Raw genomic sequence first — 22,715 nt, 5'->3', positions numbered from 1 at the left:
AAACACAGGAGACCCTGCATGATCAAATCACCCTCTGCGCTCGCCCACGTGGTCTACCGGACCCGCCGCTTTGAGGAAATGTTGCAATGGTATGCCACGGTTTTCGGTGCCAGAATTCAATACCAGAACCCGGCGCTGGCCTTCCTCACCTTCGATGAAGAACATCATCGCTTCGCTTTCGCCGATCTCGGCGTGATCCGTCCGGACGATCCGGACGACAAGGATGACAGCGGCATGATTGGCGTCGATCATGTCGCGTGGGAATATGAGTCACTGAACGATCTGCTGACAAATTACGAAACGCTGAACGCGTCGGGGATCCGGCCCTATTGGTGCGTCAATCACGGCATGAGCGCATCGCTCTATTATGCCGACCCCGATGGCAACCAGATGGAATTTTCCGTCGATGTGTTTCCGACCAAAGCAGAAGGCAGCGCCTATTTCCATGGCGAAACCATTGACCAGAACCCCGTTGGTACAGAATATGACCCCGACGACTGGCTGGCACGGCTCCGCAACGGGGTGCCGCCCGATGAGCTCATGCTGATGGATCCGGCTGCCGCGGTTTCGCCGATACGGGGCAGAATGACCGCGCCCTCCGCATGAAAATAGCTGCACGGTCGATTCTGGTTGCCAGCAAACCCGCAAGAGCAGCAGCCGCGTCCGCCTGCCCTGCAAGTTGCGCTTTACCCAGAATCGGTTAAACTCCCGAAAACACAGGGAGGAATATCATGACATTACCGGTAACCGGCCTCGCCGCCGCGATTTGTGCGCTGCTGCTGATCTATTGCGCCTATGCCACGGTCAAGGTCCGCATTGCTAACCAGATCGGCTTTGGTGATGGCGACAATCCCGATCTTCTCGCCGCCCGGCGCACCCATGCCAATCTGTCCGAACATGCTCCGATCTTCCTGATCATGCTCGCGATCCTCGAACTCGCCAATGCCCATCATATCGGCATCACGATTATCGCCGCGGTCTTCCTGATCGGCCGGGTTGCCCATATTGTCGGCATGGCCCAGCATCACAGGGGCGGCTCGCCGCGCTTTCGCCAGCTGGGCGTGGTGGCGACCTGGCTGATGATGGTGGCGCTGGCGCTGTGGATCATCTTTCTGTTCGTGACCAAGCATCTGTAGAGGGCGCTCCGCAAAAGGGCAGTGCCAGCCCCCTGACTAATTGATGCATTGAGAGAGCACAGCCGCGCGCCTAGATTTTCCTCCTAGAAAATAAAACAGGAGAGAGATTGATGGCATTGGTATCCGTAGTGGGCGCAACCGGACGACAGGGTCTCGCGCAAATGAGACAGCTGGCCGCGGCCGGGCACAAGGTCCGGGCCCTTTCGCGCAGCGAAAACCCCGACCTTGGCGGCAGCAATGCCGCCGATGAGACCCGGATCATTGATCTGTCCGACGAATCCACATTTGTGCCGGCACTGGAAGGCTCGGACGCGGTGTTCTACACCCATCCCCTGCAATCGCCCGGCAATCGCGCGGAGCTGGTCGCCAAATTGGGTTCGGCGGCTCTCGAGGCCGGCCTTGACCGGTTTGTCTGGAACACGTCGGGCTGGATTCCCGATCAGCCCGGTGAAGCCCATAGCTACGGCGAGAACACCCCGGCGATCAACGCCCTGTTCCGCACCGGCATACCGGCGACGGTCTTTGGATCGGTGCTGTTCATGGACAATCTGCTGACCAATTGGGCGCGCCCCTTCATTGTCCATGAAGATCGCTATGTCTATGCGCACAAGCCCCATCTGACGGCCAACTGGATCAGCCTCGACGATGTCGGAAAATGCATGACGGCGGCGCTGGCCCGTCCCGATCTGGAAGGCGCCTGGATGAATATCGGCGGCCCGCAGGCGCTGAAACCGACCGAGGTGACCGAGGCCCTGTCGCGCGTGTTCGGCCGGGAAATCAGATATGATCCCTGCACACCGGAAGAATTCGGTGCGCTGCTGGTCGACGCTCTGGGCGATTCGATGGCGGAAGAAGAGAAACAGCCGATGCGCGACTTTATCGCGTCCTTCTATCATTATAATAATGATTCCCCGACCCAGCCGTTTCTGGTCAACACCGATTACATGCACCGGCGCCTGCCGGAGGTCGAATTTGAAACGCTCGAGCAATGGGCAGCACGGCAGGACTGGTCCGATGACGCGCACCGGCCGTCGGCGGGCTAGAGCCAGAACCATTCACGGGCCCCGTTCCGCCTCTGTAGTGGGCGGGGCCCTTCGCATATTCAGTCACGCCTGATATAGGCGCCGCCGCTGCCATCCGCCGGCACCAGCCGGTCGCCGCTAATATTCAGCCGGAGCTGCTCGAACGGCGGCTTTATCAAAACCCTGCGGTCCAGCTTCACTTCATGAACCCGCGCATCGGGGTCCGGCGCAAGCTCAAAGCGGGAAGAATATTCGCCACCGTCGTGCCGCAGGATCAGGCTGATCGCCTTCAGCTGGCGATTGGCGGTCGCGGGGACAAAGGCGAAACCCAGTTCATGGCTGCTGGCCGTCTCGACACCACCGTCGGCGAAAGTGAAGGCGGCATCGATATCCAGCCGAGCGTCGGGCCGCTCGCGCCGGTTGACCCAAATGCCGACACCGTCGCGCCAGTCGATCCAGGGCCCCGTTTGATCGCCGGCATATTCGGGCCGGTAGTCGGACAGGAAGAAACAGTCGGCGGGCAGCGAGGGCGGTTGATAGCGGGCGGTCTTGCCCACCGCCCGCGCGCTCTTGGCTAGCACTGCGACCGCATGGCCCCAGTTTCGTCTCGCCGTGCGCGCGGAGACCTCCAGACTGTCATCGGGATCGGACCGGTCACGGGCGAAATAGGCGTCGATTGCCTGCTCATAAGCGGCCCGCAATTCCTGTTCGCTGGCGACAGCGACTTCATAGCGCTGCGCCGGAGTCATATCTTCCTGCGAGATAGGAGCGCCGGAAGACGCATAATAGCCGCCATTGTCGAGGAAGGCGCATTGCCACTTCGCGCGATTCTGCAGACGGATCATATCGCGGCCATGAGCGGACTCTCTTTCTTCGTCACCCCAGGGATAAGATGCCCCCAGCGCAAAAACCGGCCGGTCATTGCCGAACCGGTGCGGGCCGAGAACCACCTGCCCGTCCGCCTGGGTCCAGCGGCCTTCGCTATACAGGTCGAGATTGCCGACCATCAGCACCCATTTATAGCTGCCATCTGCCGCCAGCTGCAGTTGCGCCGCGGTTTCCATCACCCCGGCGAGGCTGTAGCGGCCCGCCAGGCTATTGGCCGTCGCCTGATCGCCGCTGCCCTCAGGCTGCTGTCCAACAGCAGCGGGAGCCAGCACAAAGGCGCAAATTGTCGAGAGCAGGCAGATGGGAAATTTTCGCAATGTCAGGCTCCGTATCCGGTGCGGTTGAAAGACAGCGAAATTCTCCATCACCCGGGCGTAGACCGACCGGTCTTGTCCGCTCGACAGACCGAGTTGCATACAACGCGCTCGGGCCGTACAAATGGCGCCACGGGCGCTATCAGCTAGCTGACTCCGAAACCACGACCCGCAGACGTGCCCTCGTAGGTGCGCGAGAAAGTCTTTCCTTCAACCCTCGTCGGATCGCTCAACAGGACAAGGGTCGGCTTTTCATATTTTCTTTTCCCGATCCGGCCAGCAGGCTTCTGCTCATTCTCGTTCATAATTTTACTCCCTGTCGCTAGTTCGTTGTCCGGTTGCCGCGACAACTGTAATCAACGGCAAAACTGCAATCGGCTTAACGAACCATTATCATATTGAAAAGAAGAGTCTTTACGCCGCGCGTGGCTAGAAGCGCGCGCCGTCAACGTCCAGAACCGGCAGATGGCGCCACTCCTGGCTATCGAATATCCGCATATTCACGCCCATGCGTTCGGGCGGCGCGGTCCGCGGGGTCCAGTGGCCAGGCGTGCCGCAGCGGGCGCAATTCCATGTGGTGATCATCCTGTCGCCCTGGACATAAGGGTTCAGCGCATCGGGCTGCGCTTCTATCGTCACCTCATCGGGATGCCAGTAGCCGCCGATCCAGCCGGTCATGCGGCACAGCGAGCAGTTGCAGCGCGTCACCTGTTCGGGCGGGGACGGGACGGTGATTAGCACCGCGCCGCAGTGGCAGCTGCCTCGCATCGACGCCATCTCAACACAGCCCGTGCGACAGGACCTGTTCGACCCAGTCGGGCACCAGCTCGCCTGCCCTGCCCATTCGGCTTTCGTGGAAATGAAAACTGCCCTCCGACGGATCGAGGTTCATCTCCAGCGTGCGAGCGCCGTGATAGCGCGCGGTCTGGACGAAGCCGGCGGCCGGATAGACCGCGCCCGATGTGCCTATCGACACGAACAGATCGCATGAACGCAGCGCCTGCTCGATCCGCTCCATCTGATAGGGCATTTCACCGAACCAGACGATGTCGGGCCGCAGGCTTCCGGTCTGACCACAGGCAGGACAGGGCGGGCCGGAAGCCATATCCCCGTCGAACGGCGAGCGCGCATCGCAGGCCAGACACCAGGCGCGGTTCAGCTCGCCGTGCATATGCAACAGGCGCTGCGAACCGGCGCGGTCGTGCAGGTCATCGACATTTTGCGTCACCAGCAGCAGTTCGCCCGCCCAGGTTTGGTCGAGCCTTGCCAGCGCCTGATGCGCGGCATTGGGCTCCACCGTCTTCAGCTTGGCGCGGCGCTCGTCGTAGAATTTCTGCACCAGATCGGGATCGCGGACAAAGGCCTCGGGCGTCGCGACATCCTCGACTCGGTGCCCCTCCCACAGGCCATCCGGCCCGCGAAAGGTGGCCACCCCGCTCTCGGCGCTGACGCCGGCGCCGGTGAGGATGACGATATTGTTGAATCTTTGCAGCATTCGGCCCCCATAACCGTTCGCTTCGAGCGAAGTCGAGAAGCATATGGGGCGCAGGCGCGAGAAATTTCATTCCAACGTGTCTCGACTTCGCTCGACACGAGCGGCTAGAGAGTGTCGCACAACAGGACCAAAGACAGGGACCCCAACATGACAGCCATCGGAATTATCGGCAGCAAGGGCCGCATGGGACAGGCGCTGTTCGCGGCGATAGAGGAAGCGGGCCACAACCACGCCGGCGGCGCGGATCAGGGCGATGATGTGACGGCGCTGGTGGCGGCAAGCGACGTGCTGGTCGACTTCTCCTCACCGAAAGCGCTGCAGGCAACGCTCGATGCCTGCGTGGCTGCCGGCAAGCCGATCGTCATCGGCACCACCGGTCTGGAAGAAGCGCATCATGCCGCCATCGACGAGGCCGCGATCAAAATCCCCGTGCTGCAGACCGGCAACACCTCGCTCGGAGTCAATATGCTGGCGGCGCTGGTGGAGCAGGCGGCGAGCCGGCTGGGCGACGACTGGGATATCGAAATCGTCGAAATGCACCACCGCCACAAGGTCGACGCCCCCAGCGGCACCGCGAAATTACTGGGCGAAGCAGCGGCGCGGGGGCGCGCCATTGATCTGACCAACAACAGCGAAAGCGGCCGCAACGGCATCACCGGCGCACGCAAAAAGGGCGCGATCGGTTTTGCGGCATTGCGCGGCGGATCGGTCGCCGGCGATCATACGGTCATATTGGCGAGCGACGAGGAACGGATCGAGCTGACCCACCGGGCGGAAAACCGGATGATCTTCGCGCGGGGGGCCGTGAAGGCGGCTGGCTGGTTGGTTGAGCAGAGTGCCGGGCGGTATGGTATGGACGGGGTTCTTGGACTGTAGAGCACCGCTTGCGAATAGAACCGGTTGCTCCGGTCCCGCTAAGCTCCGCTAGCCGACATGGCCGCCATTTCTGGCGCATCCCTGACAGCGCCGACATTGATAGGGGCATAGACGTCCCTGGGGTCCTTCCCCTCGCCCGCAACCTCTGGATAGCCGGTATCCGAGCCGAAAGCCCCCTCGCTCCAGGCCTGCAGCCGCTTCAGCCGTAGCCGGTCGGCCTTGCGGGCCGGTTCCTGCGGCGCCAGAATGCGGACGCCCTTCTGATAACGGCCGATCTCATAGCCCGCGCCGGTATGGTGCGCAGGCTGCACCGGGGTTGTTCTGGCCGGAACATGGGGCATCTTGTAGGCATTTTGCCCGAGCGCATCGCGCTCGACCGGATCGGCTGCGAGCGGGGCGTAGAGACGGGCGTGCATCGCTTGCCGGGTCAGGTCACCAAGCGCCATGCCCGCCAGCAGCGCCAGCGAGAGGCCAATTGTCGTCCAGGAAAAAATCTCCGTCGCTGTCTTTCTTGTCCCCATGCCCAGAATACGCGCGAGGTGGCGATCCGTTCCCGGTGGAGGGGGGAAGCCGTCCCTGTTCCCTTGCGCGCCATCCGCAGATCCGAGCGCCGTCTCGGTCACCCGGCTTGCCAATATCCACCGGACAGCATAAGCCCGCCCGATGGATTTTAATGACCAGTTGCAACGCTATTTCGGCACCGCCGACCTTGCCGCCATCCAGCCGGAAGCGATGGACGCGGGTATCGAACATATGCGCGTCGACTTCGGTCTGGAAAAGGATCGGGGACGGCGCTTTGCTCTATGGGCAGTGCTTTATATGCTCGGCACCCATCTGGATCTCGACAAAGCCTTCGAGGACGAGGCCGATCGCAATTCGGCGCGGGATTTCATGGACATGATGGACCGGGTTCAGGGCGACTGAGCGCACCACCCGCAGCAACGATATCGTTCGCCACCCGCCGCACCAGTCACGCGTGGACTTTTCCGGGGCGATGTGAAAGGGGTGGCAGCTTGTGAATTAACGGGAGAACGGGCGTGTCGATGAAGAGCTTATTTGATGTCCAGGGTAAAGTGGCTGTGGTCACCGGTGGCTCCAGCGGCATCGGCGCGATGATGGCGCGCGGCCTGATCGAAAATGGCGCGAGGGTCTATATCACCGCCCGCAAGGAAGAGCGGCTGATGGCGATGGCCGCCGAACTCTCCGAAATGGGCGAATGTATCGCGATCCGGGCCGACCTGTCGAAGGTCGAGGGTATCGCGGCGCTGGTCGCGGCGATCGGCGAACGCGAAGAGAAGATCGATATCTTGATCAACAATGCCGGTGCGAACTGGAGCGCCTCGATCGAGGATTTCCCGGAATCGGGCTGGGACAAGGTGATGGACATCAATATCAAGTCGATCTTCTTCGCCACCCAGAAATTCCTGCCGCTCCTGAAAGCCTCCGGCAGCGCCGATGAACCGGCGCGGGTGGTCAATATCGCGTCGATCAACGGCATCCGAAATTCGGGCATGCCGACCTATGCCTATACCGCCAGCAAGTCCGGCGTGATCAAGCTGACCGAACATCTGGCCACCGATCTCGCCCAATATAATATCAACGTCAACGCGATCGCGCCCGGCTTGTTCCCGAGCAATATGACCAAGCAGATTGTCGAGAATGACGGCATGACGAAAATGGCGCTCTCGCAGATCCCGCGTGGCCGCATGGGCGCGCCGGAGGATATCGCCGGCACCGCTCTCTATCTCTGCTCGCGCGCATCCTCCTGGATGATCGGCCAGACGCTGGCGCTCGACGGCGGGATGATTGCGCGGCCCTGATCCGGGCGCCTTCTGCTCGCCAAAACTGCTGTGACATCCTCACATTTGCCCACAATTCATTCAGTAAAGCGCAACATATTTCTAGTTATGGCCGGAAGGACCGGGGGGGCACCGTCGACGGGGCGGGACAAGGAAAAAGGCCGGAAATCATGTCCTCCAGAAACTTCGCAACCACCGGCCTGATCGCCATCACGGCCCTGCTCTGGTCGGTCGGCGCGGTTGCCGACCCGACCCCCGAGCTCGACACGCCGGAGCGGATCAACATTCTCGTAACCTTCGGCGACGACGAATGTCCCGAGGCGGAAGGTGACGAGATTGTCGTTTGCGCCCAGCGCCCCGAATCGGAACGCTATCGCATTCCCCCCGAATTGCGCGAAAGCAAAGAGGAGCAGGCAGGCGAACAGAGCTGGTCCTCCACCGTTGCCTCGCATGATGAAGCCGCCCGCCCCGGTCGCCCGGACAGCTGCTCGGTGGTTGGCACGTTCGGCTTTACCGGCTGCCAATCGGCGATCATGCGGCAATGGTTCGACGAGCGCCGAACCTCCCAATAAGGCCAGTTCGCCGGCGATCCCGGTTGCCATCCGCCGCCGGCTCCCACGGCACCAGCCGCCAGGCGATTGTATTTTGATCGCCGAACGGCCATGACGGCGCGCATGAAAAAAGCCGATATCTTCGAATTCTATTCCCGCCTCGCCGCCGACAATCCCGCGCCCGAAACCGAGCTCAACTATGGCAATGTCTATCAGCTGGTGGTCGCCGTGGCGCTATCAGCGCAGTCGACCGACATCGGCGTCAACAAGGCGACCCGGCGATTGTTCGCCGAGGTCAAGACGCCGCAGCAGATGGTCGACCTCGGACTCGACGGGCTGAAGGAACATATCAAGACAATCGGGCTCTATAACACCAAGGCGAAAAATGTAATCGCGCTGTCGGAAATGCTGATCGCCGACTATGCCGGCGAGGTTCCGGCGGACCGCGACGCGCTGGTCAAGCTGCCCGGTGTCGGGCGCAAGACGGCCAATGTGGTGATGAACTGCGCCTTCGGTGCCGAGACCTTCGCGGTCGACACGCATATTTTCCGGGTCGGCAACCGGACCGGTCTGGCGCAGGGCAAGACCGTGCTGGCGGTCGAGAAAAAGCTGGAGAAGCAGACCCCTGCGCCCTTTCGCGTCCACGCCCATCACTGGCTGATCCTGCATGGCCGCTATATCTGCAAGGCGCGCAAGCCGGAATGCTGGCGCTGTCCGGTTGCCGATCTGTGCCGCTTCAAGAAGAAGACACCGGCACCGGAAGGCTGGACGGGAACCCCGTAATATTGCGGATGATATTCAGCTTCGCGAAATGTGATTCAATGTAAACTGAAGCCCAAGATGGAAACCATCCGCAGGAGACGACTATGCGCTTTCAGACCCCTCTCATCCTCGCCTCGGTCCTCGCCGCCGGCAGCGCCGCCTTTGCCGCCGACAGAGCTTCGGACGATGACAAATATGAAATTCGCGAAATTGGCGAGCCGGAAAGCTGTATCATGCGCTCCAGCATCCGATCGACCGATGTGATCGACGACCAGACCATCGATTTCAAGATGCGCAACGGCGACATCTATCGCAACAGGCTGCCCAGCAAATGCAGCGGCCTCGGCTTTGAAGAAGCCTTTTCCTACAAGACCTCGACCAACCGGCTGTGCAATGTCGACATCATCCATGTGCTCAGCCAGACCGGCGGCCGCCTCGACACGCGCGGTGCCTGCGGTCTCGGAAAGTTCCAGAAAATCGAGAAAATTCCGAAAGAAAAAAGCCAGGACTAGCGCTACAGCCGGCGGCATTTTCCGGACATGGAATAATCTGTTGGCAAAGCGGCAAATCCGCTGCTACATGCGCATCCGGCGAAACAACGCCCCGGCACCCGTAGCTCAGCTGGATAGAGCGCTGCCCTCCGAAGGCAGAGGCCAGAGGTTCGAATCCTCTCGGGTGCACCATTATTTCAATGGGTTATGCGAGACGACTTGGAAGCGTTTTCCCATTGATCATCAGACAGCAAACGTAGGATTTACACTAAGCGCTGAAGGCTTGCCGGCAGATCGAGGCGATTCATGCTCGTGCGTACGCCGCCTATGCTTGATTCAAAAGTGATCGGCGTCCGTTCCAGTTCGATGTTTCCGTAGTGCATCTGCCAATGCAGCCGAGCCACACATCTCTTTGCAAACCCGATACTCCGAAACCATGCCTGCCTCCCGGGTCGTCGGCCAAGGCACTCGTCGAGACCAGCGGTGCCTTCGCTGTGGCGGCGGGCCGGGAGGGAAAGGCGTTACAGAGGGTCGGCAGGCCGCACCAGATATCCGGTTCGACGCTGTTGCGGATGCCACTCGTCGCGGCCTTTCTCCTGTCATCGCCACACGACCGCTGGTTTCACCGACAAATGGCCCTATTCCGTTGCCCAGGTTTCAAACCGCCCGTCCATGGCCTCGGCAAAGGCGGTGAGAAAAAACGCTACCATCGCCTTGCTGACCGAAGCCTTCGGAGCAAGCACTTCGGAGCCATGGAAGGCGCCGGGATAATATTGGAATTTAACCGGCACGCCGGCTGCGCGCAACCGGTCGACATAGGCAAATGTTTCATCCTTGAACGGATCGAGTTCAGAAACATAGGTGACGGTCGGGGGCAGGCCCGAAAAATCAGTCGCCCGTGCGGGAGCCGCATCATAGGGAATGGCGCATCGTCGATCGTGCAGATCCCGCAGATAAATGTCCCAAGCCAGGCGGTTGCTTTTCTCGTTCCATGCCGGCGCATTATTGTCGACGACCGACGGATTGTTCATCCTGTCGTCAATCATCGGATAAATCGGCATCTGGAACGCGATATCGACCGTTTTTCGATCTCTTGCGCGCAAGGTGACGGCTGCCGTCAGACCACCTCCGGCACTGTGCCCGACGACAGCAATCCGATTATCGGCAGCGCGCAGCGGCTTCCGATGGCTGTCGATCCACAATAGAGCGTCAAAACAGTCGTCGATGGCGGCAGGATAGGGAGCCACTATCGATTTCCGATAGTCCGGCGCCACCACAATACACGGCCGGGTTTCGATCATTCTGGCGATCACCGAACCGGTCGCTTCAGGATTTCCCATCGCAAAGCCGCCACCGTGCAGGTAGAGGATGACCGGAAGTTCGGATTGGGAGGCGGCTGTATCCGGTCGGTAAACACATAGCCGGATGCGCCCCCTTCCATCTGACCGGTCGATCCATCGTTGCTCCAGCGAGAGACCCGCCGACACTTTTCCCTCCAGCCGGGACATCAGCCAGTGCATCAATCTGAAATGCCATAGCGCGGGGCGAAAGAGAATCTTCGCCATGATGGCCGTCCGTCTCAATTGCGGATCAATATCGCCCAGTTCATGATGCATGAATTTTCAGTCCCACAATTGCACAGGTGTGCATCCCTCCGGAACGACGCCTGCGATGTCCGAGTTTTGCAAATTGCGTGGTGGCCGGACAACCACCACGCTCAGGTTTGCCGACCGTCAGTATCGGCACGGGAGGTCAGAAACGGGCGGAAAACGAAACGCCGCCATGACGCGGTTCACTGTGAATAGCGATGAACGAACCGCTCGTTGCCAGGAAGCTGGCATTGTTAAGGATGATCTTGTCGGTGACGTTGTTTACATAGGCGCGCAACTGGAACCGGTCGGAACTGTCGGTCAATGTAACCGACAGATTTGCCGTGGCATAAGCGCTTTGCGTCGTTTCCGGATAGGCGAAAAAGGTAAGCTTGAAGCTGTCCGAATAGAACAGGTCGCCCCTGAAGGTGATATTTCCGAGAAGTTCCGATTGCACCGGAATATTCCACTCGGCTCCGGCGTTGAATGTCACTTTGGGCGCCCTGATAAGCTCGGCCCCGGAAAGGTCGACATTGGGTGATCCCGGCACGGTCTGATCGGCCGAGGTCAGATCGGTATATTCACTGTCCAGAAACGATGCACCGAAGTTCAGCTTGATATTATCGGCAGGCACGACGAACAGTTCGGCTTCCAGCCCGAATATTTCGGCATCGCCGCTTTCGATCTGCGTTGTCGTCGGCGGAATGGTGATGGTCGCCTGCAAGTCCTTATAGTCATAGAAAAAGGCCGATGCGTTGAAGGTGACCATTCCATCCAGCCATCGCGACTTTATGCCACCTTCAAACGAATTGAGTTCCTCGGGAGCGAACAGGTCCGGCGCCGCCAGTTGATGTCCACCCGACTTGACGCCCTTCTGCCACTGGACGTAGAAATTCACGTCATTATCGATCTCATACTGGAGGCCCAGCTTAGGCAGGAAATCGCTGGTGTCGATCTTGCCAGCCGGTGAAGGCGCTCCAAAAAAGGTGAAGTTCTTTTCCTCCCAGTTCAGACGCGCCCCGGCGAGCAGCTTGAGCGATTGGGTAATGGAAATCTCCAGATCGGTAAACAAGGCATAGGACGTCGTTTCCTCTCGCAGGTCGCCAGCCAAGACGGGGACCCGTACATTGGGAGGCCCGATGCCCAGAGCCGCGGCATTGAAATCGACAGGCAGAGTCAGCCCGAAATCTTCCTCGTAATAAAAACCGCCCACAAGCCAGCTCAGCCACTGGTTCTCGCCATAGAACATAAGTTCTTGGCTGAAGGATTCCGATGGTCGAGTGGAATCGACCAGATCGGCGAAAAAGAAATCGGTTCCGTCCGCATCGAAATAAGTGCTCACATCATGATCGACATAACCCGTTGTGCTGCGAATCGACACCTCGTCTGAAATATCCCAGTTCAGCTTCAGCGAAGCGATGGTGGTCCGGTTCGAAGCGCTGTTCCGGCCATCGTTGAACACGGTATTGGGAACGGTGGAAAAATTGGGGACCGGAAGACCGGCGCTGGTCGGGGGCGCATTCAGCAACTGAACCAAGCCCAGAACATTCACTGGAGCGGTCGATATGGATTGCCAGCCGACATCACCATCGCTTTTTTCAAACTGCACGGCCATATCCACCGTCAGGTTGCTCGATGGTTCGATACGGACGGCAAGGCGTCCGAAGTGGATATCGGTCTCGCCCAGATCTTGCCCGGTGTTGAGGACTTCCACATAGCCATCCTGTTTTTCGAAACCGCCGCTGACCCTGACCGCCACATTTTCGCCGAGCGGTCCCGAGAGATAAGCGCTTCCGCCGTAGCCGTTGCGGCTTTCACCAAAAACACGAAACCCGCCTTCGAAATTTCTGCTCGGCGCACGCGGCACGAAATTGATCGCGCCGCCGGTTGCGTTTCGGCCATAAAGCGTTCCTTGCGGCCCCCGCAATACTTCCACCCGCTCGAGATCGATCTGGCGCAAGACCCCCATCGTGGAACGCGGCAGGAAGATACCGTCGACATAGGTGGCGACCGATGGCTCGGCCACGCCGGAATCAACCGTCGTCCCGATACCCCGCAAGGTGATGAAGGAATTGACGCCAAATTTCCCGAAGGTCAGATTTGGAATTTGCGCGGACAGGTTTTCAATGTCGCCAATGCCCCGCATTTCGAGGTCATCACCACCGATTTGTGAAATTGATGCTGCAATATCCTGAATATCGGCGGCGCGTTTCGTAGCCGTCACCACGATGATATCGGAAGCCTCGTCGGCATTGTCGGTCGGACCGGCCTGCGCCAGCACTGTGCCCGGCAAGATAAACGCGCTGCTAACCATCAGCACAGATTTCAAAAAACGACCACGAGCGTGAAAATTCGAGCCATTGGCACGCGACATAACATCCTCCCTTGTTTTCGCAGTCGGGTCTATGCCCGATCCTGCATTGCTTGTCTCTTGATACATAGTTTGTTTTTTGTGTCAATAATCAAGTGACATATTACGATATATGTGTCATGTGCCAAAACTGGACCATATGTTTGGATACCCGCCTCGCTGAAGAATTCGGCGGAATTTCAACATATTTATCAAGTTTGTGAGTCGAAAGGTCGACCTGAAGGAGAGAGCGATGCAGATATTTGATACTATCATCGAAAATGGTTTTGTTGTCGATGGCACTGGTGGTGCGGGCACATATGCTGATGTGGGGATCGTCGGTGACACGATCATCGAAGTCGGAAATCTGAAGCGAAGAGAGGCGAACAAGCGCATCGACGCATCAGGCCGGATTGTCGCTCCCGGGCATATCACGCAGCACACCCATTATGACGCGGCCCTGTTCTGGGATCCCTATTGCCTCGACGCTGCTCACAATGGCGTGACGACGGTCGCCAACGCCAATTGCGGGTTCGGCATCGCTCCTGTCCGCGAAAAGGATCGCGAGCGACTGATGGGCATGCTCGAAACAACCGAACAAATACCCGTGGCCCATCAGCGAGCGGCGCTGCCCTGGAACTGGGAATCTTTTCCGGAATATCTGGAAAATGTTCGCAAGCTGGCCAAGGGCGTGAACGTCCTGACTTATTTGCCTCTCAACCCGTTGCTCATTTATGTCATGGGCATCGAAGCGGCCAAGACGCGCAGCCCGAATGCGGAAGAAATGTCCGAAATCCATCGGCTGATCAACGAGGCGATGGATGCCGGTGCGATTGGTATTTCCATGTCGGTCATGGGTGCCGAGGGAAATTCGCACCTCGACATCGACGGAACCTGCATGCCGACGGATTCCATGGATCATGATGCCATAGTCGAGATTTGCCGCGCGCTTGCGGACCGTGGGGAAGGCATCATCCAGATGCTCCCGCAAATCGTCTATTATGGCGACCGTTCGATCACTGAGCGGGTCGCCGAAATGGTGAAAGGCACCGGGGTCAGGGTGATCCACAATACGTTCCTTACCCATGACATGCTTGAAGATATTGTATCCCACGACCTGGACTGGCTGGATGCAATGCGGGCTGGAGGCTGTGACATCACCGCGGGCTGCATGTTGAATCGCGGCTGGGTGGAATGCGGGATACGGGAACTGGACACTGCGGGTGGACAGTTGCCGGCAATCCGCGAAATTGTTGCCTGCAATTCCGATGAACAGGTGCTCAGGCTGATCGACAATTCGGAATTTGTCCAGCGGTTCGAGCAACAATATGCCGAAGCCGGCCCCTCGAGCGGTGCGGCAGGCTTGGCAGGGCAAACCGTCATAGCGGTGGGTGACGAACCCGCGCTGAAACCGTTTCTCGGCAAAACCCTTGCCGAGGTGGCGGAACAGATGGACATGAGTGTCATTGCTGCCATGCTGGATCTGGGCGTGCGTTCGCGACTGGATTTGCAAATGAAGTCGCCGCCAATCTCCGCAACATCACCGGAACAGGCACTGCAATATCTTTCCCACGCCGGTGTCGTTGGCGGCGGGTCCGACGGAGGGGCCCATACGAAGGCGTTCGGACTGGCACATTATGCAACCGATCTGCTGATCTGGCTGGTGCGCGAGGAAAAGCGGATGACGCTAGAGGACATGCATTTCCAGCTGAGCCTGAAATGTGCAAAGTCGCTGAAAATCCGCAACCGAGGCGCATTGCTGCCAGGGTTCAAGGCTGACCTGCTCGTCTATGACCTCGACAAGCTTCATTTTGACATGAGCCAATATGAACTCGTCCATGACATGCCCGGCGGCGACTGGCGGCGTCAGGCAAGAGCCGGGGGTTATGACTATGTGCTGGTGAACGGACAGATTACCCATGAACAAGACAAGCCAACGGGGGCCACTCCCGGCATCTTTGATCGCGTGACATCGGTATCGTCCCCTCTATTTGCGGTAGCCGCCGAGTAATCGGACCGCGATTTCTCGATCTGGACGTATCCTTACCGGCTGGCCTATAGACGGGAAGAAACAAGGGGAAGTGTGTTGGAAAAGGATGCAGAAGCGGAGACCGAATCCAGTACCACCAATGCCGCCAAACAGACCGTTTGCGATGCGGCCATACGATGCTTCCAGCAATATGGCCCGCAGCGCACGTCCATGGCGGACATTGCCGATGAAGCGGGTATTTCGCGCAAAACCCTCTACCGTTTGTTCGACGACCGGCCGACGCTGATTGAACATATTCTCAATCAACGTCTGAACGAGATGGGAGCCGGCGTGAAATCGCGGCTCCGTCAGTTCAAAACCATTGAAGACGCCCTGATCGAAGGATCAATCGAATCCGTTGCGGCCGGACGGCAGGACAAATTGTTTAGCGAAATTGTGAGAGAAGATACCAATCATCGTGTCGAACAGTTCATGTTTCGGGGAACCGATACCGTTCGCAAGAACATGATGAAGATCTGGTCGCCCGTGCTGGAGGAAGGCCGAAAACATGATCTAGTGCGTAACGATCTCACCAACGAACGCATCGTTGACCTGATCCAGAATGTCCATGCACTGCTCTTTATTCGCGATGATTATGGAGATAATGATCAGCGGGCCTTTCTCAAAGACTTTCTGCTACCCGCAATCCTCAAGGTCAGGAACCCGTGAGCGCGGTCAGATCGACGGCTTGCAAAGCCGAACCCCCATTGACCCAATAGCCGGCATGCCAAGCAATTCGCTTGTACCGTTTCGTCCGGAGACCTCCATGCGCCCCCCGGGAATGCCTTTCACGGATCGGGCGAGACGGGGTATCGAATGACGCCATATCACGTTGACCGCTTCTGCCAATTCCGTCATCGACTGGAAACGTCGCCGGAGGAGCCGCAATGACCGCCATTCTTTTTCATCAATATGACAGCTCGCCATTTTCCGAAAAGATACGGGTTTGCCTAGGCATCAAGAAGCTGGCCTGGGCAGCAGTCGATCAGCCGGTCATCATGCCCAAGCCGGAGCTGGTGGCGCTGACCGGCGGATACCGCCGTATTCCGGTAATGCAGATCGGCGCAGACATATATTGCGACAGTCAGTTGATCGTGCGCGAACTGGAACGACGCTATCCCGATCCGACCTTGTTTCCGCAGGGCGATTCTGGCCTGGCTTATGCCAACGCATTATGGTCGGACCGCGTGCTGTTTCAGGCCGCGGTGGCGATCATCTTCGGAGGGCTCGGCGACAAAGTCCCGGATGCCTTTGTCAAAGATCGCATCGCGCTTTCCGGACGTCCGTTTGATCCGGTGGCGATGCAGGCCGCCATTCCCCATATGGAAGCGCAGTTCCGGGCGCATATGGCCCTGCTATCCGATCAGCTTGCGGACGGGCGCAGATTTCTGACCGGCGATCGCCCGGGACTGGTCGATGCGAACAGCTATTATAACCTGTGGTTCGTCCGGTCCGCTTTCCCGCCAGCGGCAAGCCTGTTCGAGGATGTGGCGCATGTGCCTCACTGGCTGCAGCGGGTGACGGCGGTTGGCCATGGCGACCGATCGTCCATGAGCCGCGAAGACTCGCTCCATCTGGCGCGGACTTCCGAACCGCTGTCGGGCACAGTCGCGCCTCGCGACGCACAGCTCGAAGGCAAGGCAGTAACCGTTGCCGCCGACGATTACGGACGCGACCCGGTCACCGGCATCCTCGTCGGCTCGTCCGAACATCATGTCGCGATCAGACGCGAAGATCCGTTGACCGGGGCGGTCGTTGTCCATTTCCCGCGCATAGGATTTTCCGTGCAGGATTGACGCACGCCGGAGCATGGGCAGTCGGGAGTTCGAGCGAATCGACGCATCCGGAGCGGGAGGTCAGGTCGGGAAACATTTGTGACATGGTGAACCACCGGCGCGACGGGCAACCATGGTGCCTGGAGACGCCGGAACATCCGCAGTCAACTTGCAGCCCGCCAGCCCCTCTCCTATCAACTTTAATAGCTACAACTATTTCTCCCAATAATAGCGCCTCTTTATTGCATGCTTACTCGCTCCTTATTTTGTTAGGGCATTTTTGCTAGGCGCAAAATATCCGCAGTTCGATAGCTTTCCGGAAAGCGCAAAAGCGCACAAAATTTCTAGGAGGGATGACGGAATGGCAAAGACCGCTTTGCGTGCAGATTTACTTTACGGAACATCGATTGTGGCGGCCCTGCTGGTGGCGCCGACGGCGGTCCATGGACAGACCTCCGGTGCCCAGCCGCAGGGCGGCTCCGTTGCGATCGAACCGGGTCATGGTCTCGCTCCGCCCATTTCAAGCCAGGCCGCTGTCGACTCGGCCGATTCGTCCGAAGCGGACATCAGGGACCAGTCCGGCGGGCTGCAGGCGATCGTCGTGACCGCCCGCCGCCGCGAGGAAACGGTCCAGTCGATTCCGGTGTCGGTCCAGGCAATCACCAGCGAGGAAATCCAGCAGCGCGACCTGTCGAGCCTGGAGAAAATCGCCGCAGCGACTCCGAATTTCACCATCGCCCGCGCCTCCAACGGGGCCGGGGCGCAGCTGACCCTGCGCGGCATCGGTTCGTCCGCCACTTCCATCGGGATCGAACAGTCGGTCGCGATCGTCGTCGACAGCGTCTATTACGGTCAGGGCCGGATCATCAACGAGGGCTTTTTCGATCTCGCCCGCGTCGAGGTGCTGAAAGGCCCGCAGTCGCTGTTCTTCGGCAAAAATGCGACCGCTGGCGTGATTTCGCTGACCACTGCGGATCCCGGCTATGATCCGGAATATATCGGCCGGGTCGGCTATGAGTTCGCTGCCGAACGGGCGTTCGCCGAAGCGATTGTTTCGCAGCCCCTGACCGACAGTCTCGGTGTCCGGGTCGCGGTGCGCGGATCGCGCATGTGGGGCGGCTATTATACCAACCAGCAGCAGACGATCGACTATCCGACGCTCGATGTCGCCACCGGCACGACCAATCCGCACACTGCCGCGCCGGCAGCAACGAAAGCCCCGCAGGAACGCGAGCTGATCGGCCGGGTGACCCTGAAATATGAACCGGACGACCGGCTGACCGCCAAACTCAAGGTTTCCGGCAGCTATAATCGCACGGTCGGCAATGGCTGGAACTATGTCGCCACCAATTGCGTCACGGGCCAGACCACCAATGCCCCCAATTATCCGTGTGACGGCGGTTTCGTCACCCACCAGAATGATTTCCCGGTCGATATCGCCCAGGATTATCCGTTCGCGCGCGACGACGGCGCACTGTACAATAAATATAAAAGCTGGGCAGCGACCGGATCGCTCGAATATGCGCTCGATTATGTGACGATCAGCTCGATCACCAACTATAACTGGAACAACAACAAATTCGCCTGCGACTGCGACTTTCTGAGCGCCGGCGTCTGGGCAACGGAAAATGCCACCTATCACGCCTTCAGCCAGGAACTACGCGCGCTGACCGATTTCGATGCGCCGGTGAACCTGATGATTGGCGGCCTATACCAAAGCACCAAGCGCGATTTCTACCAGGCGGTGATGTTCGCCAATCTGGAGGATTCCAGCGCATCGGCACAGAACCGCTATGTCGCTTATTCCAAGGATTCAGAAACCGAGGGTGAGACTCTTTCCGCTTATGGTCAGGTCATGTGGCAGATCACGCCGACACTCGAAGCGACCGGCGGTGTCCGCTATATCCACGAAACCAAGGAAAGCCGCTTCAGCCAGCCTTATGTCAATAGCGGCTTGCAGGGGCTCTTCCTGCCCGAAAGCGCAGCGGTAAACGGCACGATTTTTGGCGACCAGACCTTCAACGACTGGTCCCCCGATTTCACCCTGCGCTGGAAGCCGACCGACGATATCATGCTCTATGGCGCCTATCGCGTCGCCTATAAATCGGGCGGTTTCTCGAATAGCGCGATCAATTCGGCCCTGTCGCCCGATCCGGCCGGCGACCTCACCTTCAATCCGGAAAAGGGCAAAGGCTATGAAGTTGGCATCAAGTCAAACCTGGCCGACAACCAGCTGCAGGCCAATCTGACCTATTATAATTATAAATATACCGATCTGCAGGTCGACTTTTTCAACAGCGCGATCTTTGCCTATATCACCTATAATGCGGGCAGTGCTCGCAGCGAGGGGGTCGAGCTGGAGCTGGAATATGCACCTTATGCAATCCCCGGCCTCCGGGTCCGCGGCAATCTGAACTATAATCAAGCGCGCTATGAGGATTTTATCGCGCCTTGTTACAGCGGCCAGTCGATCGCCGCTGGCTGTTCGCTGGTGGTCGGCGGTGTCCCCTCCCAGGATCTCAGCGGCGTTGCAACATCGGCGGCACCGGACTGGACCGGCACGCTCGGCGTCGCCTACGAGACTGAAATATCCGCCGGTCTGAAGTTCGGCACCAATGTCGATATGCGCTACAGCGACTCCTATATCTCCTCGAGCTTCGGCGATCCGGGCACCAGACAATCCTCTTACGCCATCCTCGACGCCGGCCTGCGTATTGGCGCTGCGGACGACCGCTGGCAGCTCGCCCTGATCGGCAAGAATTTGACCAACAAATTCTACTTCACCGGTGGCGGCTCAGCGCCATCAACCGGGTCGGGTACTGGCACGGCGACGGCGGTACCGAGCGACAATATCGGCTATGGTGCCTTCCCGCGCACAGTAACCCTGCAGGCCACTGTGCGCTTCTAGCGCGCGTTTGAACAAGGGCATGGCGATGCTGACGGATCGCTATGCCGACAGACAAGGAGACTGGACCATGACCACAGCCGAACCGCGATCTGCACCGTCGCGCGAACAACGCATCTCCGATATGCTCGACAAGCAGGACTGTGCCGAACTGGTGCATCGCATGGCGCGGGCGATCGACCGCTGCGACGCCGGGCTGGTCGACCAGCTGTTCCATCCCGATGCAACCGATGACCACGGCAGCTACAAGGGCAGCGCGAAAGATTTCACCCCCTGGGTGATGGAAGTCCTGTCAGGCATGCACCGTACCCAGCATATGATCGGCAATGTCCTGATCCGGCTGGACGGCGACACCGCTTATGGCGAAAGCTATTTCATCGCCCATCACGCAATACCCGCAGAGGACGGCAGCGACAATTTCATGATTGCCGCCGGCCGCTATCTCGACCGGTTCGAGCGCCGCGACGGGGCGTGGCGTTTCGCCCATCGCGGGGCAGTCTACGACTGGAGCAGCATCAGCCCGTCGACCGACATCTGGGACCGTGCCAACATGCCCGATTACAGTTTTGGCGTCCGCGGCGAAGAGGATCCGTCCTACGCCCATTTCGCCCGATAGCCCGCATATGATATTATAAGCCCAGTACAGGAATATTTTAGGAGATAGTACCATGTCCGACGTCGTCACTGCAGACCGCTCCGCCGCTTCGCTGAAGGCCGCGACCGAGAAGCTGCGCGATCCCGAATTCCGCAACACGCCGATTACGCCTGACCGCTATTATTCGCAGGAATGGGCCGACAAGGAATGGGACACGATCTGGACCAAGACCTGGCAAATTGCCGGGGTTGCCGACCAGCTGCAAAAGGCCGGGGACTGGATCACCGCCGATTTCGGGCCGGAAACCATTGTCTGCATCCTCGGCGAGGATGGCGAGACCCGGGCCTTTTACAATGTCTGCCAGCACCGCGGCATGCCGTTGGTCACCGGCGAGCAGGGCAATGCCCGGGGCAAGAGACTGACCTGCCCCTATCACGGCTGGGCCTATGAATTTACCGGCAATCTCAAGGCAGTGCCCGACGAGGCCGACTTTTTGCAGGGCTCGCCCTGCGGCAAGCTCAATCTCAAGCCCGTGCAGTGCACGGTCTGGGCCGGGTTCATCTGGATCAACATGGACGAAAATGCTGTGCCGCTGCGCGAATATCTCGGACCGATTGCCGAGCAGATCGAAACCTATCCGATGGACAAGATGAAGCGGACCCACTGGGTCACGGTCGAGGGCAATTTCAACTGGAAGCTGATCCAGGACAATTTCAACGAAAGCTATCATGTGCCTTTCGTCCATCCGCAGACCAAGTTCGTGATGGAATATTCGCACCATCACTGCAAATTTGATCTCTATCCGGAAGGCCATGCGCATATGATCATGCCCGGGGCCGGACCGACCAAGACGCTTCGCGGCGGCGAAAAGGAAACATTGGAGCAACTGGCCGAGGAACTGGAATTCTGGGGCCTCAATCCGGATGACTACCGCCAGGGCAAAACCGGCGAGATCCGCTTGGCCCTGCAAAAGGCCAAGCGCGAACTGGGCGCGGAGAAAGGTTTCGACTTCTCCGCCTATCAGGACTCGCAGCTGACCGATCACTGGCATTATACGATCTTCCCGAACCTGTCGTTCAGCCTGAAGCCGGACGGCAATATCTGGCTGCGCGCGCGGCCGCACGAGAGCGATCCGCAAAAATGCTATTTCGACATGTGGTATATGACCCTCTTCCCCGAAGGCACCGACCGCTATTATTCGCAGAGCATGGCCGAGTGGGTCGACACGTCCGTGCCGGCGCCCCATGTACAGGGCACCGTGGAAGAGGTCTCGATGGGGCCGGGCATCGATCAGGATGTCGAGGTCTGGGAAGTCCAGCAGCGCGGTCTGCGCTCCCGCGGCTACGAGCGTGACTATCTCGCCTGGCAGGAGCGCCGGGTTCGCTATTTCCACGAGAATCTCGAAGCCTGGATGGCGAAATAGGCCGAATGGAACAGCAACGCACCGGCGGCGGCAAGGCCCTCGCCGGTGCGGACATCCCGATAGGAGGGACTAGCGTTTTATCGCGATACCTTCTGCCAGCAGACTGTTGGCCAGCTCGGCAATTTCGCCGGGCGATTTTTCTTCTGACCAGATTCCATAGCGCAGGCCGAGAAAGACGTTCATTCCCATGATCGCCCAGGCGTGCGCCTCTTCCAGTCCGCCCCGCAAGTCTCCGGCGCTGCTACCTTCCTGCAACCGTTCGTAAATGCGCCGGGCCGTTTCTTCATAATGCATGCGATAGCTCGCCGGATCGACAAATTCGGCTTCATCGATGATTCGATAGATTTCCTTATGCTCGCGCGCGAAGGTCATGAAGGCTTCGAGCGCCTGCTTCTCCCGCTCCAGCGCATTCTGCCACTCGGTCATTGCGCCCGCCGCATGGCTCTTCACCCGCGCGCTCATATCCCTGACCAGGGCGCTGAACAGCTCGTCCTTCGAATCGAAATAAGTGTAGAAACTGCCCAGCGCGGTGCCCGCCCGCTGGGTGATTCCGGTGATCGAGGCTTCGTGGAAACCCTTCTCGCCAAATTCCAGCGCCGCCGCGTCTAGCAGCTTGCGCTTGGTCCTCAGCCCGCGCGCGGTGCGCGGCTGTTTGTCCTTAGACTCAATATGTTCGCTATATTCAGTGGCCATAATGTCACGGCTAACCGCATTT

The 22,715-nt window shown here is 59.1% G+C and carries 23 protein-coding genes and 1 tRNA gene; 16 read left to right on the top strand and 8 right to left on the bottom strand.

Going from position 1 to position 22,715, the window contains the following annotated elements:
- The first annotated feature begins 18 nt into the window (after positions 1-18).
- The 3 genes from BOSE62_RS14610 to BOSE62_RS14600 all read left to right on the top strand — a co-directional run bounded on the left by BOSE62_RS14610 (position 19) and on the right by BOSE62_RS14600 (position 2,179).
- Entirely contained in the window at positions 19-606 is a 588-nt protein-coding gene (locus tag BOSE62_RS14610; protein WP_159647439.1) for a VOC family protein, read from the top strand.
- 125 nt (positions 607-731) lie between these two features.
- Entirely contained in the window at positions 732-1,136 is a 405-nt protein-coding gene (locus BOSE62_RS14605; protein WP_159647437.1) for an MAPEG family protein, read from the top strand.
- A gap of 110 nt (positions 1,137-1,246) precedes the next feature.
- Positions 1,247-2,179 (top strand): SDR family oxidoreductase, encoded by a 933-nt coding sequence (locus BOSE62_RS14600; protein WP_159647435.1) that lies wholly within the window; start codon positions 1,247-1,249, stop codon positions 2,177-2,179.
- Between the two features lie 59 nt (positions 2,180-2,238).
- Here the strand turns inward: BOSE62_RS14600 and BOSE62_RS14595 are convergent, their stop codons facing one another.
- The 4 genes from BOSE62_RS14595 to BOSE62_RS14580 all read right to left on the bottom strand — a co-directional run bounded on the left by BOSE62_RS14595 (position 2,239) and on the right by BOSE62_RS14580 (position 4,855).
- On the bottom strand, positions 2,239-3,462 hold the full coding sequence (locus BOSE62_RS14595; protein ID WP_159647433.1) for a hypothetical protein: 1,224 nt from the start codon (positions 3,460-3,462) through the stop codon (positions 2,239-2,241).
- Positions 3,463-3,506: 44 nt separating this feature from the next.
- Positions 3,507-3,665, bottom strand: coding sequence for a hypothetical protein (locus BOSE62_RS14590; protein WP_159647431.1), 159 nt, complete (start codon positions 3,663-3,665; stop codon positions 3,507-3,509).
- Between the two features lie 124 nt (positions 3,666-3,789).
- A complete protein-coding gene (locus BOSE62_RS14585) occupies positions 3,790-4,137 on the bottom strand; it encodes a GFA family protein (protein WP_159647429.1) in 348 nt (115 codons plus the stop codon).
- 1 nt (position 4,138) lies between these two features.
- On the bottom strand, positions 4,139-4,855 hold the full coding sequence (locus BOSE62_RS14580) for an NAD-dependent deacylase (protein WP_159647427.1): 717 nt from the start codon (positions 4,853-4,855) through the stop codon (positions 4,139-4,141).
- Positions 4,856-5,002: 147 nt separating this feature from the next.
- Here BOSE62_RS14580 and dapB point away from each other — a divergent pair, with 147 nt between their 5' ends.
- On the top strand, positions 5,003-5,731 hold the full coding sequence (gene dapB, locus BOSE62_RS14575) for a 4-hydroxy-tetrahydrodipicolinate reductase (RefSeq protein WP_159647425.1): 729 nt from the start codon (positions 5,003-5,005) through the stop codon (positions 5,729-5,731).
- A gap of 38 nt (positions 5,732-5,769) precedes the next feature.
- Here the strand turns inward: dapB and BOSE62_RS14570 are convergent, their stop codons facing one another.
- The gene (locus BOSE62_RS14570) at positions 5,770-6,354 is read right to left on the bottom strand and encodes a hypothetical protein (RefSeq protein ID WP_159647423.1); all 585 of its coding nucleotides are present in this window, start codon (positions 6,352-6,354) and stop codon (positions 5,770-5,772) included.
- Between the two features lie 40 nt (positions 6,355-6,394).
- On the opposite strand from BOSE62_RS14570, the gene BOSE62_RS14565 reads away from it, so the two are divergent.
- The 6 genes from BOSE62_RS14565 (at position 6,395) to BOSE62_RS14540 (ending at position 9,526) form a co-directional block, all read left to right on the top strand.
- Complete coding sequence (locus BOSE62_RS14565) at positions 6,395-6,655, top strand: hypothetical protein (protein WP_159647421.1); 261 nt, start codon at positions 6,395-6,397, stop codon at positions 6,653-6,655.
- 119 nt (positions 6,656-6,774) lie between these two features.
- The gene (locus BOSE62_RS14560) at positions 6,775-7,551 is read left to right on the top strand and encodes a glucose 1-dehydrogenase (RefSeq protein WP_159647419.1); all 777 of its coding nucleotides are present in this window, start codon (positions 6,775-6,777) and stop codon (positions 7,549-7,551) included.
- 149 nt (positions 7,552-7,700) lie between these two features.
- The gene (locus tag BOSE62_RS14555; RefSeq protein WP_159647417.1) at positions 7,701-8,102 is read left to right on the top strand and encodes a hypothetical protein; all 402 of its coding nucleotides are present in this window, start codon (positions 7,701-7,703) and stop codon (positions 8,100-8,102) included.
- Between the two features lie 102 nt (positions 8,103-8,204).
- Positions 8,205-8,864, top strand: coding sequence for an endonuclease III (gene nth / locus BOSE62_RS14550; protein ID WP_159647415.1), 660 nt, complete (start codon positions 8,205-8,207; stop codon positions 8,862-8,864).
- Between the two features lie 83 nt (positions 8,865-8,947).
- Positions 8,948-9,355, top strand: a complete 408-nt coding sequence (locus BOSE62_RS14545) for a hypothetical protein (protein WP_159647413.1) — start codon at positions 8,948-8,950, stop codon at positions 9,353-9,355.
- A gap of 94 nt (positions 9,356-9,449) precedes the next feature.
- Positions 9,450-9,526, top strand: a tRNA-Arg gene (locus BOSE62_RS14540).
- Between the two features lie 446 nt (positions 9,527-9,972).
- Here the strand turns inward: BOSE62_RS14540 and BOSE62_RS14535 are convergent.
- Together BOSE62_RS14535 and BOSE62_RS14530 are read right to left on the bottom strand one after the other, a co-directional pair.
- Positions 9,973-10,950, bottom strand: a complete 978-nt coding sequence (locus BOSE62_RS14535) for an alpha/beta hydrolase (protein WP_201295686.1) — start codon at positions 10,948-10,950, stop codon at positions 9,973-9,975.
- Between the two features lie 136 nt (positions 10,951-11,086).
- The gene (locus BOSE62_RS14530; protein ID WP_159647411.1) at positions 11,087-13,297 is read right to left on the bottom strand and encodes a TonB-dependent receptor; all 2,211 of its coding nucleotides are present in this window, start codon (positions 13,295-13,297) and stop codon (positions 11,087-11,089) included.
- Between the two features lie 229 nt (positions 13,298-13,526).
- Between BOSE62_RS14530 and BOSE62_RS14525 the strand changes: the two genes are divergently transcribed.
- The 6 genes from BOSE62_RS14525 (at position 13,527) to BOSE62_RS14500 (ending at position 22,000) form a co-directional block, all read left to right on the top strand.
- Positions 13,527-15,284 carry an N-acyl-D-amino-acid deacylase family protein gene (locus BOSE62_RS14525; RefSeq protein WP_159647410.1) on the top strand — a complete coding sequence of 586 codons (1,758 nt, stop codon included), beginning with the start codon at positions 13,527-13,529 and terminating at the stop codon, positions 15,282-15,284.
- 75 nt (positions 15,285-15,359) lie between these two features.
- Complete coding sequence (locus BOSE62_RS14520; RefSeq protein ID WP_159647408.1) at positions 15,360-15,971, top strand: TetR/AcrR family transcriptional regulator; 612 nt, start codon at positions 15,360-15,362, stop codon at positions 15,969-15,971.
- Between the two features lie 218 nt (positions 15,972-16,189).
- On the top strand, positions 16,190-17,098 hold the full coding sequence (locus tag BOSE62_RS14515; protein WP_159647406.1) for a glutathione S-transferase family protein: 909 nt from the start codon (positions 16,190-16,192) through the stop codon (positions 17,096-17,098).
- A gap of 340 nt (positions 17,099-17,438) precedes the next feature.
- Positions 17,439-19,985, top strand: a complete 2,547-nt coding sequence (locus BOSE62_RS14510) for a TonB-dependent receptor (protein ID WP_159647404.1) — start codon at positions 17,439-17,441, stop codon at positions 19,983-19,985.
- A gap of 67 nt (positions 19,986-20,052) precedes the next feature.
- On the top strand, positions 20,053-20,598 hold the full coding sequence (locus BOSE62_RS14505) for a nuclear transport factor 2 family protein (protein WP_159647402.1): 546 nt from the start codon (positions 20,053-20,055) through the stop codon (positions 20,596-20,598).
- 52 nt (positions 20,599-20,650) lie between these two features.
- A complete protein-coding gene (locus tag BOSE62_RS14500; protein ID WP_159647400.1) occupies positions 20,651-22,000 on the top strand; it encodes an aromatic ring-hydroxylating oxygenase subunit alpha in 1,350 nt (449 codons plus the stop codon).
- A 69-nt stretch (positions 22,001-22,069) separates the two neighbouring features.
- Here BOSE62_RS14500 and BOSE62_RS14495 read toward each other — a convergent pair whose 3' ends face one another.
- Positions 22,070-22,693, bottom strand: coding sequence for a TetR/AcrR family transcriptional regulator (locus BOSE62_RS14495; RefSeq protein WP_159647398.1), 624 nt, complete (start codon positions 22,691-22,693; stop codon positions 22,070-22,072).
- Between the last annotated feature and the right edge of the window lie 22 nt (positions 22,694-22,715).

This window comes from Sphingorhabdus sp. 109 (assembly GCF_902506555.1).
GTDB lineage: Bacteria > Pseudomonadota > Alphaproteobacteria > Sphingomonadales > Sphingomonadaceae > Parasphingorhabdus.
This window is presented reverse-complemented; position numbering and strand designations above follow the sequence as displayed.

Coding starts and splice junctions, on each gene's coding strand:
- BOSE62_RS14560 (WP_159647419.1), top strand. CDS start 6,775: ATGAAGAGCTTATTTGATGTCCAGGGTAAAGTGGCTGTGGTCACCGGT.
- BOSE62_RS14545 (WP_159647413.1), top strand. CDS start 8,948: ATGCGCTTTCAGACCCCTCTCATCCTCGCCTCGGTCCTCGCCGCCGGC.
- BOSE62_RS14535 (WP_201295686.1), bottom strand. CDS start 10,950: ATGCATCATGAACTGGGCGATATTGATCCGCAATTGAGACGGACGGCC.
- nth (WP_159647415.1), top strand. CDS start 8,205: ATGAAAAAAGCCGATATCTTCGAATTCTATTCCCGCCTCGCCGCCGAC.
- dapB (WP_159647425.1), top strand. CDS start 5,003: ATGACAGCCATCGGAATTATCGGCAGCAAGGGCCGCATGGGACAGGCG.
- BOSE62_RS14510 (WP_159647404.1), top strand. CDS start 17,439: ATGGCAAAGACCGCTTTGCGTGCAGATTTACTTTACGGAACATCGATT.
- BOSE62_RS14505 (WP_159647402.1), top strand. CDS start 20,053: ATGACCACAGCCGAACCGCGATCTGCACCGTCGCGCGAACAACGCATC.
- BOSE62_RS14580 (WP_159647427.1), bottom strand. CDS start 4,855: ATGCTGCAAAGATTCAACAATATCGTCATCCTCACCGGCGCCGGCGTC.
- BOSE62_RS14610 (WP_159647439.1), top strand. CDS start 19: ATGATCAAATCACCCTCTGCGCTCGCCCACGTGGTCTACCGGACCCGC.
- BOSE62_RS14605 (WP_159647437.1), top strand. CDS start 732: ATGACATTACCGGTAACCGGCCTCGCCGCCGCGATTTGTGCGCTGCTG.
- BOSE62_RS14515 (WP_159647406.1), top strand. CDS start 16,190: ATGACCGCCATTCTTTTTCATCAATATGACAGCTCGCCATTTTCCGAA.
- BOSE62_RS14500 (WP_159647400.1), top strand. CDS start 20,651: ATGTCCGACGTCGTCACTGCAGACCGCTCCGCCGCTTCGCTGAAGGCC.
- BOSE62_RS14555 (WP_159647417.1), top strand. CDS start 7,701: ATGTCCTCCAGAAACTTCGCAACCACCGGCCTGATCGCCATCACGGCC.
- BOSE62_RS14590 (WP_159647431.1), bottom strand. CDS start 3,665: ATGAACGAGAATGAGCAGAAGCCTGCTGGCCGGATCGGGAAAAGAAAA.
- BOSE62_RS14565 (WP_159647421.1), top strand. CDS start 6,395: ATGGATTTTAATGACCAGTTGCAACGCTATTTCGGCACCGCCGACCTT.
- BOSE62_RS14525 (WP_159647410.1), top strand. CDS start 13,527: ATGCAGATATTTGATACTATCATCGAAAATGGTTTTGTTGTCGATGGC.
- BOSE62_RS14495 (WP_159647398.1), bottom strand. CDS start 22,693: ATGGCCACTGAATATAGCGAACATATTGAGTCTAAGGACAAACAGCCG.
- BOSE62_RS14530 (WP_159647411.1), bottom strand. CDS start 13,297: ATGTCGCGTGCCAATGGCTCGAATTTTCACGCTCGTGGTCGTTTTTTG.
- BOSE62_RS14600 (WP_159647435.1), top strand. CDS start 1,247: ATGGCATTGGTATCCGTAGTGGGCGCAACCGGACGACAGGGTCTCGCG.
- BOSE62_RS14585 (WP_159647429.1), bottom strand. CDS start 4,137: ATGGCGTCGATGCGAGGCAGCTGCCACTGCGGCGCGGTGCTAATCACC.
- BOSE62_RS14595 (WP_159647433.1), bottom strand. CDS start 3,462: ATGCAACTCGGTCTGTCGAGCGGACAAGACCGGTCGGTCTACGCCCGG.